Consider the following 17,793-nt stretch of genomic DNA (forward strand, 5'->3'; position numbering starts at 1 on the left):
GGGACAGCGATCGCTGCTGCGGATAGAGAGGTGGCAACCAGGGCCGTGCGGATTGAGATCATCATGGTTCGTCCTCCTTGACGGCCGAGGGTGATACAGGATGGCCGCCCGGGCTCATGAAAAGATAGTTTAAGATTGATGCGTCTGACGGTCGGGGGTGACGGATCTATCTGACGGGATATAGTTCCGTGTCGGATAGAGGGCCGGGAATGAGACGATACGATCCATGCACCATCCTGCGGATTCTTGCCGTATCCTGCGTTGTCTGGCCCGCCATCGGGCAGGGACGGACGGTCGTGGACATGGCGGGGCAGAGCGTGACCGTGCCGGATCATCCGGCCCGGATTGCGGATCTGTGGTTCGCGCACAATGCCGTGACCATCATGCTGGGCGCCGCCGGGCGGATTGCGGTGACCAACGACCTGCCCCCCACACGCCCCTGGATGTATCGCGTGGCGCCGGATCTGTATCGGGCGACTGGTGTTGTGGGGATGGTGCCGAATGTGGAGATGCTGCGCCATGCGGACGTGGATGTCGCGTTCGTTTCCAGCGACTCGCCGGCCCTGGAACCGATGCGGCGGATTGGGCTGCCGGTGGTTCAGGCGGGGTTTACCGACGAGGCGTCATTGCGGCAGGCGGTGGCGCTGACGGCAGAGGTGCTGGGTGATCCGCAGGCGCATGAGGTCGCTGGGCGCTATGTGGCGATGCTGGATGCGACGCGCGATCGGGTTGCGGCGGCTGTTAGCGACATACCGGAAGGCCGCCGACCACGGGTATTGCATATTCAGTCGTTGGTTCCGTTGAAGATCGACGGTACGCATACGATCATCGATGACTGGATCACACGGGCCGGGGGGCGGAATGCGGCTGATATTCCCGGCAACATGCATCCGGTTTCAGTGGAACAGGTCGCCGCGTGGGACCCGGATGTCATTATTTTTGGGGGGGATGCCGGCGCGTTTGATCCTGCATCCGCGCAGTGGGCGGGGCTGCGGGCTGTGCGGGCGGGGCGGGTCTATCGTAATCCGGTGGGTGTGTTTCCATGGGATCGGTATGGGATTGAATACCCGCTCCAGCTTCTGTGGACGGCGCAGACGTTGTATCCCGAACGCTTCGTGAAGCTTGACATGATTGGGGATACAATTCTGTTTTATCACGATTTTTTTGGATATGATCTGTCTCATGCCGATGCTGCGCGCATATTGGCGGCCAAGGGGCCCGATAGCGCACCATGAATGCGTGGCGCGAGCGTGCGCTGTGGGCGGCGGCGCTCGGGGGGCTGTTGGCGCTGGTGGTGGTGTCGCTGGGGCTTGGCCGGTTTCGGGTGCCGTTGGATGAACTGATGTCGGTGCTGCTGGGGCGGGATGGGGCGATGCCGGATGGGCGCCGGGCGTTGCTGCATTCCATCCTGCTGGCGACGCGCCTGCCGCGTGTTGCCGGGGCGGTGGTGGTGGGAGCTGCGCTGTCGGTTTCGGGGGCGGGTTTTCAGGCTGTGTTCCGTAACCCTTTGGTATCGCCTGGGTTATTGGGAGTTCTGGCGGGGGCTGGGTTTGGCGCTGCGCTGGGGATTGTGGCCGGGGCTTCGCCGCTGGGGATGCATTTTCTGTCGTTTGCGGGGGGGGCTGTGGCCGTTGGGGCGGCCGTTGGGGTGGCGCGGCTGTTTGATGCGGCGTCGATGCTGATGCTGGTGTTTGGGGGGCTGGTCAGTACGGCGCTGTTTACGGCGCTGCTGTCGCTGCTGAAATATGTGGCTGACCCCGATAAGCAATTGCCGGATATTGTTTTTTGGCTGCTGGGAAGCCTGACGCAGGTGACGGGGGCCGATGTGGGCATGATGGCGGTGCCGGTGGCGATCGGCATTGTGGGGCTGACGCTTTGCGGGCGCATGCTGGATGCGCTGGCAATGGGGGACGATGAGGCGCGGACGTTGGGGGTGCCGGTTGGCGTCTTGCGTTATGGCGTGATTGCGATTGCAACGATTCTGTCGGCGGTGACGGTTTCGGTGGCGGGGATGATCGGGTGGATCGGGTTGATCGTGCCGCATGTCGCCCGGTTGCTGGCAGGGCCGTGCAATGCGCGTGTGCTGCCGCTCAGCGCCTGTCTGGGGGGGGCGTTTCTGCTGGTTTGCGACGACCTGGCGCGGTGCGTATCGGTGGAGGAAATTCCTGTCGGGTTGATTGCGGACCTGCTGGGGGTTTGCGTGTTTCTCTCGGTGTTGCGGTTGATCCGGCGGGGGTGGGTGGAGTGACCGGGCTGGCGGTCGAGGACCTGTCTTTCGTGCGGGGTGGGCGGTGGGTGCTGGAAGGGATTTCGTTCGCGATCGCGGGGGGCGAGATGGTCGCGCTGCTGGGGCCGAACGGGGCGGGAAAGACGACGCTGCTGCGGCTGGTCCTGCGGCTGTTGCAGCCCCGGTCGGGGCGGGTGCTGCTGGACGGGCGCCCGATATCGGGCATGTCGCGGCGCGAGCTGGCGACCCATCTGGCCTATGTGCCGCAGGGGCATGGGGTGGTCTTTCCCTATCGGGTGCGCGACGTGGTGGCGTTGGGGCGGCTGGCCGGCGGGGCGATGCTGGCGCCTGTGGTGCCGGTGGCGGACCGGGAGGCCGCCGAGCTTGCCATGTCGCGGCTTGCCATTGGGCATCTGGCGGATCGATCCTACGCCACGCTCTCCGGGGGGGAGCGGCAGGCGGTGCTGATCGCACGGGCGCTGGCGCAGGGGGCGCGCCTGCTGGTGCTGGATGAGCCGGAAACGGGACTGGATTACGGACAGCAGCAGCGGCTGGCCGAGTTGCTGCGCCAGCTGGCGGGCGAGGGCTATGGCATTCTGGCCACCACGCACGACCCGCTGCGGGCCGCGCGGCTATTCAGCCGCGCGATCCTGATGCGCGAGGGCCGGCTGGTTGCCGACGGGCCGGCCGCCGAAATGCTGTCAGCGGCGGCGATTGCCGATCTGTACGGATTTAACGTGGCTTCGGTTCGGCCTGCATGACGAAATGCAGTTCGCCGCCCTTGAGGATATCGCCATGGCGCAGGTGCAGCAGGTCCTGCGGCCTGCCGTTGAGGGTGACGGTCGCGACATAAGGGTGCGCTGCGTCCAGATGGTCGGCCGTCATGGTGAAGGTGCGGCCGTTGGGCAGGTGGATTGTCGCCCGGGGGACGAAGGGGCGGCCGATTGTGTAGTCGTTGCTGCCGGGGGCGACGGGATAGAAGCCGAGTGCGGTGAACAAGTACCAGGCTGAGGTCTGGCCCAGATCGTCATTGCCAGCCAGGCCGTCGGGATGGGCATTGTACTGGCTTTCCATGATCTGCCGGAGGCGCTGCTGCGTCTTCCATGGGGCGCCGGCATAATCGTAGAGATAGGCGATATGGTGGCCGGGCTCGTTACCGTGGGCGTACCAGCCGATCAGGCCGCTGATATCCTCGACATTTTTGAACTGGGCCGGATCGACCCGGGTATCGAACAGTTCGTCCAGTCTTGCGATGAATTTGGCGTCGCCCCCTATCGTCGCGATCAGGCCGGGGACGTCCTGCGGCACGAACCATAGATATTGCCAGGCATTGCCCTCGGTATAATCGCTGCCATAGGCCGCGGCGGCGGGGTCGAAGGGGGTGTGGAAGGCTCCGGTGCTGAGGCGTGCGCGCATGAAGCCGGTTTGCGGGTCCCATGCGTTGCGCCAGTTGCCGGCGCGTTTCTCGAACTGTTCCGCGATCCGCGTCCGGCCCATCGCGCGGGCCATCCGGGCAAGGGACCAGTCGTCATAGGCGTATTCCAGAGTCTTGGAGCCGCCTTCGGCTTCCTTGTCGATCGGGACGTAGCCGAGCTTCATGTAATCGCTCAGGTCGCCATAGGCGGGTGAGGTGGCGGAAGCGACCATGGCGTTCAGTGCCGCGTCCGCGTCGAAGCCGCGGACGCCGGCGAGGTAGGCGTCCGCGATGATCGGCACGGCGTGGTAGCCGGTCATGCACCAGGTCTCCAGCCCCTGGTAGGACCAGACCGGCAGGAGGCCCACCGGGCTGGCCTGCTGTGCCGCGATCAGCGAGCGCACGAACTGCGTGCTCATGTCCGGGCGTAGCAGGGCCATCAGCGGCTGCTGGGCGCGATAGACATCCCAGGTGGACCAGGTGGAGTAGAAGCCGAAGCCTTTGGCTTTGTGAATTTCCTGATCGGGGCCGCGATAATCGCCATTGGCGTCCATGCTCAGGGTCGGGGCGAGCAGCGCGTGATATAGGGCGGTGTAGAATTGTGTTCGCTGGTCGGGCGTGCCGGCGACGTCGATGACCGACAGGGTGCGGTTCCATGTGGCCGTGGCCTCGGCGTGGCGGGCGTCGAAATCCCAGCCCTGGCCCTCGGTATCGAGATTGGCGATGGCGTTGGTTTCGCTGACCGGGGAGATGGCGACCTTTGCGCCCAGCGGGGCGTCCAGCTTGCCGAAATCGAATACTGCCTCTATCGCGCGGCCATTTTGTAAGGTCGGGTCGGTTGGGGCGTTGCCCGGGCCGCGGAAGCCGCGATAGGTCACATTCGTTTCGCGGTTGTAGAGCGTATGCGCGGTCATGGGGCGGGAGAAGCGGATCGCGAAGCAGAGTGTACGCCCCGGTGCCCAGCCGCGTGTGGTGCGGCAGCCCGATATCGTGCCGTCCTGGCGTACGCGCAGGCGCGCCCACAGCACCTTGCCCGGATAGTCGTAGATGCTGGGGCGCAGGTCCAGCAGCACATGGGCCGGCTTGTCGGTGGGGAAGGTGTAGCGGTGCCAGCCGACACGCAGGCCGGCCGTGAGTTCGGCGCGGACGGCGTAGTCGTCGAGTGTGACGGCGTAATAGCCGGGATGTTCGACCTCGGTCGTGTGGCTGAAGCGCGAGCGGTAGCCGCTTTGCGGCTTGGCGGGGTCGCCCGGTTCCAGCCTGACATCGCCGGAGACGGGCATCATCAGCACGTCGCCGAGGTCGGAATGGCCCGCGCCGGAGAAATGCGTGTGCGAGAATCCCATGATGGTGGGGTCATTGTACTGATAGCCGCCCGCCCAGTCATAGGCGTGGTGGAATTCCGGCATCGCGGTGTCGGGGGAGGGCTGGATCATGCCGAACGGTACCGTGGCTCCCGGAAAGGTGTGGCCCGGGCCGCCAGTGCCGATGCGCGGGTCCACCATGGATGCCGGGTCGCCGGTTGCCTCGCTGGCGGCGTGTGCGCGACCCGGAGGCTGGGCGATCGCGACCGCCAGCGTGGCGGACAGGCAATAGAGGATCGGGCGAGGCGTCATGAAGGGACCTTGGCTGCGGCGATGGATCGTTGTGGCGGGGAGTGTCGCACATCCTGCGTCATTCCCTAAATGCGCAGGGTCTGCCGGTCGTTTTTGTCGATCCAGCCGAGAGCGGACATGTCCTGCGTGATCCATTCGTAATCGGGATTCGTGACATTTTCGGCGACGAAGGTGACGGGTTCCGGCGTCGTGGTTTCGTCGAGTGTGGCGAGGGTGGCGCGGGCGGGGAGGGCGAGGCCGCCTTCCTCGGGCGGCCGGGCGAGGTCGTGTGCGATGGCCTGCCGGTTTTCGCGGGCCCGGCAGTAGAACACGGCGTCATGCAGGGCGGCCTTGAGGCGGTCGGCGCTGTCGGTGATCGTATCCGAGATGACCAGGAGTTTTTCGAGATGGGAGGGCATGACGGTGGAGGAGCCGCCGACCAGGAAGCCGAGGCCGCGCAGGCAGGCCTCGGTGCCCCATGAGGGGCCGACGCAGCCGCCGTCGATGGCGCGATCGGCCAACGCGCCGATCATGTCGGCGGGGGGCATGACGACGAGTTCGATTTCGCTGTCCATATCCACCCCGATCATGCCGAGGAAGCGGCGCAGGATGAGCAGATGGGTGGAATACATGTGGACCACCGCGAGGCGCGGGCGGCGGTCCATCGTGTGCCGCCACCGGTCGAACGCCTGTCGTCCCTGCGCGCCGGCCGGCCATGGTGTGGCGAGCGGGTTGGTGCCGCGCAGGATCAGCGTGTTGCCGCCGCGGCTGAGCGTACAGAGGGGGCGCAGGGAGGCGGGGTGGCCGCGCCGTCCGAGTGCGGTCATGATGGCGAGAGGGGGGAAAATGACGGCAGCGTCGAGCATTTTCCATGCCAGACCGTCTGCGATGTTGGACCAGGAGGGGGAGACCACGATTTCGGCCGCGATGTCGTGCCGCGCGAACAGGCCGTGGTTGCGGGCGATGACGACCGGTGCGCTGTCGGTCAGCCGCAGCAGGCCGATCCGCAGGGGGCGGGTCATGGTGTGCCGTCCCGGCCATGGGCAGCCAGATAATCGGCGGCGACGGCGGCGATGCGCTGCGCCGTCTGCATGGCGCGGCGGCGAAACCAGCGATAAGCCTGATCTTCCGTCGTGTTCTCGTTCTTCATGAAGAGTCTCTTCGCCTGGTCGATGAGCTTCTGTTCCGCCAGCTGGCGCTGGGCCTCGGTCAGTTCGCCGCGTGTGCGCTGGAAGCGGGTGTAGAGGGCGATGGCGGCGCGCAGCAGGGGTTTGACGTCGTCTGGCGGGGCTTCCAGCACATTGTAGGAACAGATGCCGATATCGAAGGCGGTTTCCATCAGTTCGACATCGTCCCGATCGACGAACAGGGCCACCGGACGTTCCAGCGCGGGCTGGGACAGGGCGCGGATACTGTCCAGCGCGTCGCGGTCGGCGCGCCCCATATCGACCAATATCACGTCGGGCTGGTACCGGCGCACCGCGTCGATCAGGGCGGTGCCGGCGGGGATGGACAGTACGCGCAATGACGGGTCGGCCCGCAGATCGTCCGACAGGGCACGGGCGCGGCGCGTGTTCTCGTCGGCCACGAGGACGGTCATCGGCGGCCGGGCCGGGCGGCCGGGGATATCGGCCGGGTCATCAGTAAACATCGCGCAGATAGCGGCTCTCCCGCGTCAGTGCGGTCATGAAATCGGCGGCCTGGGCGGCGGACAGGCCCCCGTGACGGGCGACGATCCGGTGCAGGGCGGCATCGACATCGCGTGCCATGCGGGCGGCGTCGCCGCAGACATACACGAAGGCGCCGGCTTGCAGCCAGTCCCACAATTCCGCCCCGGCCTGTTCCATGCGGTCCTGCACGTAGATCCGCGTGGGCTGGTCGCGCGAGAAGGCGGTGTCGAGGCGAGTCAGGACGCCGTCGGCGTGCCAGGATTCCAGTTCGTGCCGGTAATAGAATCCCTGTTCGGCGTAGCGTTCGCCGAAGAACAGCCACGTGCGGCCGGTGGCCTTGCGCGCCGTGCGCTCCTGAAGGAAGGCCCGGAAGGGGGCTATACCGGTGCCGGGGCCGATCATGACGATCGGGGCGTCGTCATTGTCCGGCAGGCGGAAATGGGAGGTCGGCTGGATGAAGACCGGGACCTGCTCGTCCTGCGCCAGTGCGGCGAGCCAGGTGGAGCACAGGCCGGGCCAGGGGTCGCGACTGACGCCCATGGTCAGTTCCACGACGCGGCCGGACAGGCTGGACGACGAGGCGATGGAATAGAGGCGTGGCTGCATGCGGCGGAACATGGGCGGGATGTCCTGCGCCGTGACGCCGAGGGCGACATTCTGGAGCAGGTCGGGGAGGAAGCCGCCCTCGGTCCGGCCCAGGGCCGCGAGCAGGGCCGGGTTGGGACGGGAGAGGTCCAGATGACGGCGCAGGGCCTCGCGCAGGCCGACCGTGCCGTGGCCGCGCAGGACGATCGGCGTGTCGTCGGGCAGGCGCAGGGCGGCGAGGGCGGCCTCGACATGGGCCGGCGGGTTGCAGGGCCAGATGCCCAGTGCGTCGCCCGGTTGCCAGGCGAGGTCGGTGGTGCCGAGATCGAGGCCGATGCGGCGGGTGTCCCTGTCCGCGCCATCGGGGCACAGGCTCTGGTTGAGGACCAGGCGGGCGAGGGCCGGGGTGTCGCGGGTGCCTTGGGTAGGCGGCTCGGGTGCCGGTGCCGGGATATCGGGGATGTCGGGGGTGGTGTGGGAGCCGAGGGCTGTCAGGAGGGCGCCACGCCAGGCCTCGACCGTGTCCTCGAAATCGGGTTCGCAGTCCACGCGGTCCAGCAGCATGGTGGCGCCGAGCGCGCGCAGGTGGGCGTCGAGCGCGCGGCCGAAGCCGCAGAAGCCGGCATAGGAGGAATCGCCCAGGGCCAGGATGGCGCAGGTGAGGTCGGGCAGTGGGGCCTGACGTGCGCGCAGGGCGGCCCAGAAGGGGCCCGCGCAGTCGGGCGGGTCGCCGTCGCCGAAGGTGGAGACGATGAAGAGGGCGCGGCCGGAGCCCGGGTCGCCGGAGCCGCACTGGTCGAGGCAGGCGATGGTGACGGGGTGGCCGGCCTGACGCAGCCATGTGGCGACCGTGGCGGCGAGGGCCTCGGCGCGGCCGGTCTGCGAGGCCCACCAGATGCGGATGGCGGGGGTCGGGGTCGGCGTGGGCGTGTCTTCGGGCGCGCCCCGGCTGTAAAGGCCGGCCAGCAGGCCGCCGACCCGGGCGCGGGCCAGCGGGTCGAGCGGTGCGTGGGCGGGGATCAGCGGCAGCGTGCCGGGGGCGGGTGGGGCGAGGCGCAGCCCTTCGAGAAAGCCTGTGAGCCAGGCTTTGGCGTCTTCATCGAGGGCGAGCGGTTCGGGGGCGGCCAGGCCGAGATGCCGGGCGATCGGTCCGGGGGACATGTCGTTCGGTCCTTGGGGTGCCGCGACGCGTTGCAGCGCGACGGCGCAGAGTTTGAAGCCGGGCTGGAGGGACACGGGATCGACGGCGTCGGAGGTGACGGTGTTGACGGCGATGTCCGTCCCGAACCGGTCGTTCCAGTGAAAGGGGGCGAAACAGGTGCCGGGGCGGACGGCCTGGGCGATGCGGGCCGGCAGGATGATGCTGCCCCGGCGGGAGGCGATGCGGACGCTGTCGCCCGGTGCGAGGCCCAGCGTGCGGGCGTCCTCTGTCGCGATTTCGACGAACGGGCCGGGGTTGAGGCGATTGAGGCTTTCCACGCGGCCGGTCTTGGTCAGGGTGTGCCACTGATGTTGCAGGCGGCCGCTGTTGAGCACGAAGGGAAAGGTGTCGTCCGGCCATTCCTCGGGGCGCATCCATGGGCGGGCGTGGAAGATGGCGCGGCCGTCCGGCGTGGCGAAGACCGGGGGGCCGCCCGGAGCGGGCAGGTAGCGGATGGGATGGCGGGCGGCGGTGTCGCCCTCGGGTGCGGGCCACTGGACGGGGCCGGCGCGGAGGCGGTCGTGGGTGATGCCGGCGATGTCGTAGCCGGTGCCGGGATTGGTGAAGCGGCTGGCCTCGGCGAAGATTTCGGCGGCCGAATGGAAGGAGAAACCGTCGGCGAAACCCATGGCGCAGGCGACCTGCGCGATGATCGCCCAGTCGGCCATCGCCTCGCCCGGTGGGGCGACGGCCTGGCGGGCCAGGGTCAGGGTGCGGTCTGAATTGACCTGCACGCCGTCGGCCTCGGCCCACAGCGCGCCGGGGAGCAGGATATCGGCGTAGCGCGTGGTTTCGCTGTCGGCAAAGGCGTCCTGCACGATCACACATTCGGCGGCTTGCAGCGCGCGGATGACGTGGTTGCGGTTGGCGACGGTGGCGACGGGGTTGGTGCAGATGACCCAGCAGGCCTTGATGTCGCCGCGCTCCATTGTCTCGAACATCGCGATCGCGCCCTGGCCGCCGGCCGCGCGTATCGTGCCGGGGGCGAGGCCCCATTGCCGTTCGACGAAGGCGCGGTCGGCGGCGACCAGTGCGCTGCGCTGGCCGGGCAGGCCGGGGCCCATATAGCCCATCTCGCGCCCGCCCATGGCGTTGGGCTGGCCGGTCAGCGAGAAGGGGCCGCAGCCCGGGCGGCAGATCGCGCCGGTGGCCAGGTGCAGGTTGCACAGGGCATTGGTGTTCCATGTGCCCGTCAGGCTCTGGTTGAGGCCCATGGTCCACAGGCTCATCCATGCGTCGGCCTGGGCGATCCATTGTGCGGTGGTCAGGATGTCCGCGACCGGCAGGCCGGTGATGCCGGCCACGGTTTCCGGCGGGTAATCGGCCAGGAAGGCGGGCATGGCCTGCCACCCCGTGGTGGCCTGGGCGATGAAGCCGGGATCGATGGCACCGTTGCGGACCAGCAGATGGAGCAGGCCGTTGAGCAGGGCGAGGTCGGTGCCCGGGCGGATGGGAAGATACAGATCGGCCTTTTCGGCCGTTGCGGTGCGGCGGGGGTCGACCACGATGAGTTTCGCGCCCGCCCGTTTGCGGTCCATCAGCCGCAGGAACAGGATCGGGTGGCAATCGGCCATGTTCGCGCCGATGACGAAGAACAGGTTGGTGCTGTCGAAATCCTCGTAGCTGCCGGGCGGGGCGTCGGCGCCGAGCGAAAGCTTGTAGCCGCTGCCGGCGGCGGCCATGCAGAGGCGGGAATTGGATTCGATATGCTGGCTGCGGACATAGGCCTTTGCCAGCTTGTTGACCAGGTACTGCGCTTCCAGCGACATCTGGCCGGAGACGTAGAAGGCAATCGCGTCGGGGCCGTGCGTGTCGAGGATGGTGCGCAGGCGCCGGGCGGTGGTTGCGATGGCATCCGACAGCGGGACGGGCGTGGGTTCGTCGCCGCGTGCGGTGCGCAGGGCGGCGCCTGTCAGCCGCTGGGGCGAGGACAGGGGCTTGTCGCAGGAACTGCCCTTGGTGCACAGCCGGCCGGCATTCGACGGGTGCGCGGGGTCGCCGCGCACCTTCGCGATCCGGCCGTTCTCGACCTCCAGGATGAGTCCGCAGCCGACCCCGCAATAGGGACAGACGGAGCGGATGTCTTCCTTCGCCATGATGCGTCAGGTGGGCAGGAGGTCCGGCATTGCCGGGAGTTTCGCCCGGATCTGCACCCTGCCGTCATGCAGCCGGGCATCCCATGTGCGCAGGCGGATAGCGGCATCTTCCAGGCACTGGCCGTCTTCCAGCCGGAAATGCTGTTTGTAGAGCGGGGAGGCGACGATCCGCTGTCCTTTCAGGTCGCCCATCAGGCCACGGCCGATGACATTGGCGTTGGAGAACGGATCGTGGTTGTCGATCGCGTAGACCCGGGCGGGCTCGCCGGTCGATGCGGGCAGGTAGAAGAGGGCGACCTGGCTGCCCGCGTGCCACGCCACGACGCCGGAACGGGCGACGAGGTCGGTCTGGGCGCAGAGGTCGGTCCAGTCGGCGGGGCCGGGCTGGGGGGCTGTTTCGGGCAGATTGTCGGCGGGGCGGACCTGGTCGCGTTCCGGCAGGGTGCGGACGTTGGGGTCCGGACGGGTATCGTTGACGAAGGTGCGGAAGCGCTTGAGCTTGTCGCGGTCTTTCAGCGCGTCGCGCCATTCGCAGTGATAATGGTCCACCACGGATTGCATCTGGCGTTCCAGTTCGGCGCAGATGCCCAGCGAATCGTGGATGATGACATCGCGCAGATAGTCCAGCCCGCCTTCGAGATTTTCGCGCCAGACGGAGGTGCGCTGGAGCCTGTCGGCCGTTCGGATGTAGAACATCAGGAAACGGTCGATATAGCGGACCAGCGTTTCGGCATCGAGATCGGTCGCGAACAGTTCGGCGTGGCGGGGCCGCATGCCGCCATTGCCGCAGACATAGAGGTTCCAGCCGTTTTCGGTGGCGATGACGCCGACATCCTTGCTCTGGGCCTCGGCGCATTCGCGCGTGCAGCCGGAGACCGCGAATTTCAGCTTGTGCGGCGAGCGCAGGCCCTTGTAGCGGTTCTCCAGGTCCAGCGCCTTGCCCACGCTGTCCTGCACGCCGTAGCGGCACCATGTGCTGCCGACGCAGGATTTGACGGTGCGGGTCGATTTTCCGTAGGCGTGGCCGGTCTCGAACCCCGCATCGAGCAGTTCGGTCCAGATGTCGGGCAATTGGTGGAGCTGGGCGCCGAACAGGTCGATGCGCTGGCCTCCGGTGATCTTGGTGTAGAGGCCGTATTTTTTCGCGACCTGGCCCAGAACGATCAGCCTGTCGGGCGTGATTTCGCCCCCGGCGATGCGCGGTACCACCGAGTAGGTGCCGTTTTTCTGCATGTTGGCCATGAACGTGTCGTTCGTGTCCTGCAGGGGGATATGGAGCGGGTCGGTGATCGGCTTGTTCCACGCCGAGGCGAGGATGGAGCCGATGGCGGGCTTGCAGATGTCGCAGCCCAGGCCGCCATTGCCATGCTGGGCCATCAGCTCTTCGAAAGTCTGGAGTCCGTGCACGCGGACCAGCGAATAGAGTTCCTGCCTTGTATGGGAAAAATGCTCGCACAGGCTGCGGTCGACGGTGATGCCGCGGGCTTCCAGATCGGTCTCGAACACGTTCTTCAGCAGGGCGGCGCAGCCGCCGCAGCCGGTGCCTGCCCTGGTGCATTGCTTGAGGGAGGCCAGATCGGTGCAGCCTTCGTCGATGGCGGTGCGGATCGCGCCCTTGGTGACGTTGTGGCAGGAGCAGATGGTGGCGGTATCGGGCAGGGCGTCGGCGCCCAGCAGGTCAGCGCCCTCGCCGCGCGGCAGGATCAGCACCGCCGGATCGGCGGGCGGCCTGATGGCGTTCTGCACATATTGCAGGATCGTGTCGTAATAGGAATTGTCGCCCACCAGTACCGCGCCGACTACCCGCGTGCCGTCGCCCGACAGGACCAGGCGGCGGTATGAACCGTCGGCCTCGCCGATGAAGCGGTAGCTGCGACTGCCGGGGATTGCGCCGTGGGCATCGCCGATGGAGCCGACATCGACGCCCAGCAGCTTGAGCTTGGTGGACATGTCGGCGCCGCCGAATGCCGCGTCCTCGCCGGCCAGGATGGAGGCGACGGTGCGGGCCATGGCGTAGCCGGGCGCGACCAGGCCGAAGACCTGCCCGTTCCATGCCGCGCATTCGCCGATGGCGAAGATGGCGGGGTCGGACGTGCGGCACGCATCGTCGATGACGATGCCGCCGCGCGGGGCGACGGCGAGATGGCAGTCGCGGGCCAGCCGGTCCTGCGGCCGGATGCCGGCGGAGAAGACGACCAGATCGGTTTCCAGAATGCCGTCATCGGCAAAGACGAGGCGGTGGCGGCATGTTTCCCCGGCCGTGATCTCCCGCGTGGCGCGGCTGGTCAGCACCGCGATGCCCAGGGCCTCGATCCGCTGCTTCAGGGCCTGGCCGCCTTCGTCATCGAGCTGGACCGGCATGAGGCGGGGGGCGAATTCGACGACCGAGGTGGCCAGGCCGAGGCCTGCCAGCGCATTGGCGGCCTCCAGCCCCAGCAATCCGCCGCCGATGACGACGCCGCGGGATGCACCTGCGGCGGCGGCGCGGATCTGGTCCAGATCATCCAGCGTGCGATAGACCAGCCCGGCGGTGCCGCTGTTGCCAGGCACGGACGGCACGAAGGGCGTGGAGCCGGTGGCGATGATGAGCGTGTGGTAGGGCAGCGCGCCCTCGTCGCTTTCGACGGTCCGAGCCGTGCGGTCGATCGCCGTGACGCGGATGCCGCGATGCAGGGTCATGCCGTGGGCGGCGTGGAAATCCTGCCTGTGGAGGGCCAGGGCGGCGGCATCCTGGCCGGCCATGTAGGCGGTGAGATGCACGCGGTCGTAGGCGTCGTGCCGTTCCTCGCCGAAGATGTGGATGGCGTGGTGGTGGTGCAGGCCGTGCATGACGAGCTGTTCGGCGCAGTAATGGCCGACCATGCCGTTGCCGATGATGACGATGTTTCCGGTGCTGGTCATGGTCGTTTCTCGCTCGATATCGTCCGCCGGATCGGGGCCGGGGCTGGGGGGTCTGTCGCGGGTGGGCGTCAGAGGGATGCGGAGAGTTCTTCCAGGCCGGTTGCCTGTGCCGGCGACGCTGCTTTCCAGCGTCGCCGACAGGCGGAGACGCACAGAACGGCGAGCAGGGCGATGCCCGCGAAGGCGAGGAAGCCGGGACCGTACGAGCCCGTCGACTGCCGCGCCGCCCCGAGCGAGGAGGCGAGATAGAAGCCGCCGACGCCGCCGCTCATGCCCACCAGCCCGGTCAGGATGCCGACCTGGTGGGGAAAGCGGGTCGGTACGAGCTGGAACACCGCGCCGTTGCCCAGACCCAGCACGAGCATGCCCGCGAAGAACGCCGGGAAGGCGAGCCAGATCGTCGGCAGGCCGCAACCGACCAGGGCGAAGATTGCTGCTGCCAGGCCGTAGAGAATGCACAGCGCGCGGTCGCCACCGATACGGTCGGCCAGTGCGCCGCCCAGCGGACGGACGAAGGAGCCCGCGAACACGACCAGCGCCGTGCAGCTTCCCGCCACCGCCGGCGGCAGGCCGTACTGATCGTTGAAATAGATGGTCAGGAAGGAGGCGAGCCCGACGAAGCCGCCGAAGGTGACGCCGTAGAAGAACATCAGCACCCAGCAATCGGCCGTCTTCAGCACCGGGAGCCACGCGACGATGCCGGCGCCGGGGTGCCGTGGCGGTTCCTTCGCCAGGAACAGGAACGCGCAGAGGATCGCGGCCAGCGGGAGCGTGGCGAGGCCCAGCACGTTTACCCAGCCATAGAGCACCGCCAGTCCGGGGGCGAAGAGGGCGGCGAGCGCGGTGCCGGAATTGCCGGCGCCCGCGATGCCCAGGGCAGTGCCCTGGTACTGTGGCGGGTACCATCCGGAGGCGAGGGGAAGGGCCACGGCGAAGGAGGCGCCGGCCACGCCCAGGACCAGCGCGACGGGGAAAAGGCCCGCATAGCTGTGGGGCGCGACGAGCCACGTCGCGGCCAGTCCGGCGATGACCAGCAATTGCATGGCGATGGCGACGCGGCGGGGACCGCAATGGTCGACCAGCGCGCCGGCGGCGACGCGGAACAGGGCGCCGGCCAGCACCGGGACGGCGACGAGGAAACCCTTCTGTCCTGCATCGAGATGCAGGTCATGCGCGATTGCGATGCCCAAGGGGCCGAGAAGGACCCAGACCATGAAGGAAACATCGAAATAGAGAAAGGCCGCCAGCAGCGTGCGCGGATTGCCGGCCTTGAAAAATCCCTTGTCCACGGTGCAGCATCCAGCGCCCGCCTGGCATCAGGAGAACGCGCCCTCGGCGGGCATGAAAGCCGTCTTTGACTTCCCGGTGTCTCGTCGTGTTGCTTCTGGCCGCGCCTGGTTCATCCGCCGCCGTTGGCGGGAACCGGTATGGAGCGGGATCTGGAAATTATTATCCAGCAAGAATGATATGGAGTCAAAATAATATTCCGTCGGGCAGGTCTGCGAGCATCGGAGCGGAGGAAGCGCGCGTCGGATCGTCGCCAGCGCGCATTGCCAGGCAGGTTCTAGAGGCTGAGGAGGAAGGCTGTGCGCCATGGCGTATCGGGGCGCGGGGGGTCCAGGGTGAGGGAGCCGCCGTGGGCCTGGGCGATCTGGCGGGCGAGGCTGAGGCCGATGCCGTTGCCGTTGGGTTTCAGCGAGAAGAAGGGGCGGAAGATCGCGTCGCGGTAGGTGTCCTCGATGCCGCTGCCATTGTCGCGGATGGCGATGACCATGCCGGTCGAGGTGGCGTGGCCCTGGAGCCAGACGGTGGGGCCGGTGGGGCCGGCGGGATCGGCGGCGGCAAGTGCGGCCTCCGCCGCGTTGTTGAGAAGGTTGAGCAGCGCCTGTTCCATCTGCGGCGCGTCGAGGCGGACGATGACGCGGCGTGGGGGGACGCTGGTTTCGAGATGCACCCGGCCGTGCCAGCGGGCACCGAACAGGGCGCCGAGGGCGCGCAGTAGGTCGTGCAGGTCGGTCGGGCGCAGGTCGGGGGGCGGCAGGCGGGCGAGGTCGCGATAGCCCTGCACGAAACGGTCGAGCCCGCGCGTGCGGCGCAGGATGGTGCCCAGGGCCTCGTGGATCATGTCCGCCGTCGCCGGGTCCATTGGGTGTTCCGCCATCTCATGGGCGGTTTCGGCCAGCGAGACGATCGGGGTGAGGGAGTTCATGATCTCGTGGCCCAGGATCTGGAGCAGGTCGCGCAGGGTGCGGGCGTCGGCGGCGTTCAGTTCCGCCTCGATATCCGTCAGGGCCAGGAAATGCGTGACGCCGCCCGAGCCGCTGCCCTGCGCGACCGCCAGCGCGAAGGTGCGGGGCGGGGCATCCTGCATGGTGGGAATGCGCACGATGCGGCGTTCAGCCGAGGGCGTGCCCAGCAGGGCGGCCGTGTCGGCGGGCAGGCGGTCCTCGGTGCCGAACAGGTGGCGGGCGGCGCGGTTGGCGGCGTGGAGCGCGCCGTCGCCCGTGCGGTAGAGCAGGGGGATGGGGGCGTGGTCCAGCAGGGCGCGGTTGCGCAGCCTCTCGCGGTCCGAGGGGCGGACGATGGAGGTTTCGACCCGCATCGGCCTCTGCGACAGGCGGGCCAACGTGGCCAGGTGGATGACCGAAGCGGCCGTGGCCGCCAGTGCCAGCAGCGCGGTGGTGGCATAGAGCCCCGCCGCCAGCGCGCGTGGTGCCAGCAGGCAGGTGCCGGCGACCAGGGCGATGCAGATGACCCCGCTGCGGATGGCGCGCATCGCTACAGCCCGTAGCGCGCCATGCGGCGATACAGGGCCGGGCGGGTCAGCCCGAGGTCGCGCGCCGCATGCGAGACGTTGAAACCGTGCCGGCGCAGGGCGGATTCGATCAGCGCGCGTTCGGATTCCGCCAGTGTCGGACTGTCATGTGCGCGGTCGCCGTCGGGGGACAGGGGGGCGTCGGCATCGCCCAGCACCACCATCCGCTCCATCGCCGCGCGCAGTTCGCGGACATTCTGCGGCCAGGGGCGCTGGCGGAGCGCATCGATGGCGGCGGCGTCCGGCACCGGTTCGGGCAGGCCGTGGCGGATGGCGAAATAATGCAGGAAATGCGTGGCCAGGACCGGAATATCGTCCGGGCGTTCGGCCAGCGGGGGCAGCGCGACGCGGACCGCGTCCAGCGGCAGCCACAGGCGCGGCGGCAGGCGGGCGGCGAGTTCTTCCGCCCCCAGGGACGACAGGGCCAGGACGCGGGGCGGGGCGGCACCGTCCAGCCGGTCGGCCAGGGCGCGCTGGAGCGTGGGTGCGAGGGATTCGATGCCGCGCAGGATCCAGGTGCCGCGCTCGGCGGGCAGGGCGGACAGGCCGTCCGCGTCGATCAGGACCGGGGGGTGCGGGTCGCCAGAGCGGGCGTGAATCCGGCGGGCCAGCAGGGTCTTGCCGCTGCCGGGCGGGCCGGACAGCAGCATGTGCGCGCGGGTGGGCGCGATGCGGTCGGCCAGGGCGAGGGGGGCGCGCATCGGGGCCGATACCGCGATCAGGACCGGCTCGGCGGCATGGGTGTCGGGCTCGGGCGGTCGGGTTTCGCGCCGCCGGCGGTCCAGCGTGTCGTGCAGCAGGGTGACCAGCCGTTCGTTATGCCACGGCTTCATGACGAAATCGGTGGCGCCCTCGCGCATCGCGGCGACGGCGATGGCGACGCCGCTATGGCCCGTCACGACGATGATCGGCAGGGCGGGGCGCAGCGCGTGCAGGTCGCGCAGCAGCGCCAGCCCTTCCGCCCCCGTGGTGGCGCCGGGCGCGTAGTTGAGGTCCAGCAGCACCAGGTCGATCGGCTCGGCGGCCACATGGGTGAGGGCTTCTGCCGCGTCGTGCGCCGCGAGGACGCGGAAGCCGCGCCGCGTCAGCAGCAGGCGGGCGGCGGACTGGATGTCGGCGTCGTCGTCGACGAACAGGACCGTTGGCTGCGTGGCCGGGTCCGTCATGGTGTGGTTGCTCCCGATTCGTTGCGTGGTCGCCTGGATATCGTCTTGACAGGGCCGCCCGGCTGTCCGGTTTCGGACAGTTTGTCCGCTGGCGGACAGGGGGAGGCGGCGAGCCCGAAAACA

General features: G+C 68.4%; 11 protein-coding genes. 3 read left to right on the forward strand and 8 right to left on the reverse strand.

What is annotated here, in order from left to right:
- Positions 1–302: 302 nt before the first annotated feature.
- The 3 genes from HLH27_RS06610 to HLH27_RS06620 are packed head-to-tail and all read left to right on the forward strand — an operon-like array spanning position 303 to position 2,988.
- Positions 303–1,235, forward strand: coding sequence for an ABC transporter substrate-binding protein (locus HLH27_RS06610; RefSeq protein ID WP_246375573.1), 933 nt, complete (start codon positions 303–305; stop codon positions 1,233–1,235).
- Positions 1,232–2,248 carry a FecCD family ABC transporter permease gene (locus HLH27_RS06615; protein WP_182948908.1) on the forward strand — a complete coding sequence of 339 codons (1,017 nt, stop codon included), beginning with the start codon at positions 1,232–1,234 and terminating at the stop codon, positions 2,246–2,248. Before HLH27_RS06610 ends, HLH27_RS06615 begins: the two co-directional genes overlap by 4 nt.
- On the forward strand, positions 2,245–2,988 hold the full coding sequence (locus tag HLH27_RS06620; protein WP_182949258.1) for an ATP-binding cassette domain-containing protein: 744 nt from the start codon (positions 2,245–2,247) through the stop codon (positions 2,986–2,988). Before HLH27_RS06615 ends, HLH27_RS06620 begins: the two co-directional genes overlap by 4 nt.
- Here HLH27_RS06620 and HLH27_RS06625 read toward each other — a convergent pair.
- From HLH27_RS06625 to HLH27_RS06660, 8 genes are all read right to left on the reverse strand, one after another.
- Positions 2,960–5,257: a GH92 family glycosyl hydrolase gene (locus HLH27_RS06625; RefSeq protein ID WP_182948910.1), complete on the reverse strand. Its 2,298-nt coding sequence runs from the start codon at positions 5,255–5,257 to the stop codon at positions 2,960–2,962. The genes HLH27_RS06620 and HLH27_RS06625 overlap by 29 nt on opposite strands.
- 65 nt (positions 5,258–5,322) lie before the next feature.
- Positions 5,323–6,258, reverse strand: coding sequence for an ABC transporter substrate-binding protein (locus tag HLH27_RS06630; protein WP_182948912.1), 936 nt, complete (start codon positions 6,256–6,258; stop codon positions 5,323–5,325).
- Positions 6,255–6,836 (reverse strand): ANTAR domain-containing response regulator, encoded by a 582-nt coding sequence (locus HLH27_RS06635; protein WP_182948914.1) that lies wholly within the window; start codon positions 6,834–6,836, stop codon positions 6,255–6,257. The genes HLH27_RS06630 and HLH27_RS06635 overlap by 4 nt, the downstream gene beginning before the upstream one ends.
- A 40-nt stretch (positions 6,837–6,876) precedes the next feature.
- On the reverse strand, positions 6,877–10,788 hold the full coding sequence (locus HLH27_RS06640) for a bifunctional nitrate reductase/sulfite reductase flavoprotein subunit alpha (RefSeq protein ID WP_182948916.1): 3,912 nt from the start codon (positions 10,786–10,788) through the stop codon (positions 6,877–6,879).
- Positions 10,789–10,794: 6 nt separating this feature from the next.
- Complete coding sequence (nirB, locus tag HLH27_RS06645) at positions 10,795–13,689, reverse strand: nitrite reductase large subunit NirB (RefSeq protein WP_182948918.1); 2,895 nt, start codon at positions 13,687–13,689, stop codon at positions 10,795–10,797.
- Between the two features lie 68 nt (positions 13,690–13,757).
- A complete protein-coding gene (locus HLH27_RS06650) occupies positions 13,758–14,978 on the reverse strand; it encodes an MFS transporter (protein WP_182948920.1) in 1,221 nt (406 codons plus the stop codon).
- 275 nt (positions 14,979–15,253) lie between these two features.
- The gene (locus tag HLH27_RS06655) at positions 15,254–16,465 is read right to left on the reverse strand and encodes a sensor histidine kinase (protein ID WP_246375575.1); all 1,212 of its coding nucleotides are present in this window, start codon (positions 16,463–16,465) and stop codon (positions 15,254–15,256) included.
- A 2-nt stretch (positions 16,466–16,467) separates the two neighbouring features.
- A complete protein-coding gene (locus tag HLH27_RS06660) occupies positions 16,468–17,670 on the reverse strand; it encodes a sigma-54-dependent transcriptional regulator (RefSeq protein ID WP_182948922.1) in 1,203 nt (400 codons plus the stop codon).
- Between the last annotated feature and the right edge of the window lie 123 nt (positions 17,671–17,793).

The sequence above is a fragment of the Gluconacetobacter takamatsuzukensis genome, assembly GCF_014174275.1.
GTDB classification, from domain to species: domain Bacteria; phylum Pseudomonadota; class Alphaproteobacteria; order Acetobacterales; family Acetobacteraceae; genus Gluconacetobacter; species Gluconacetobacter takamatsuzukensis.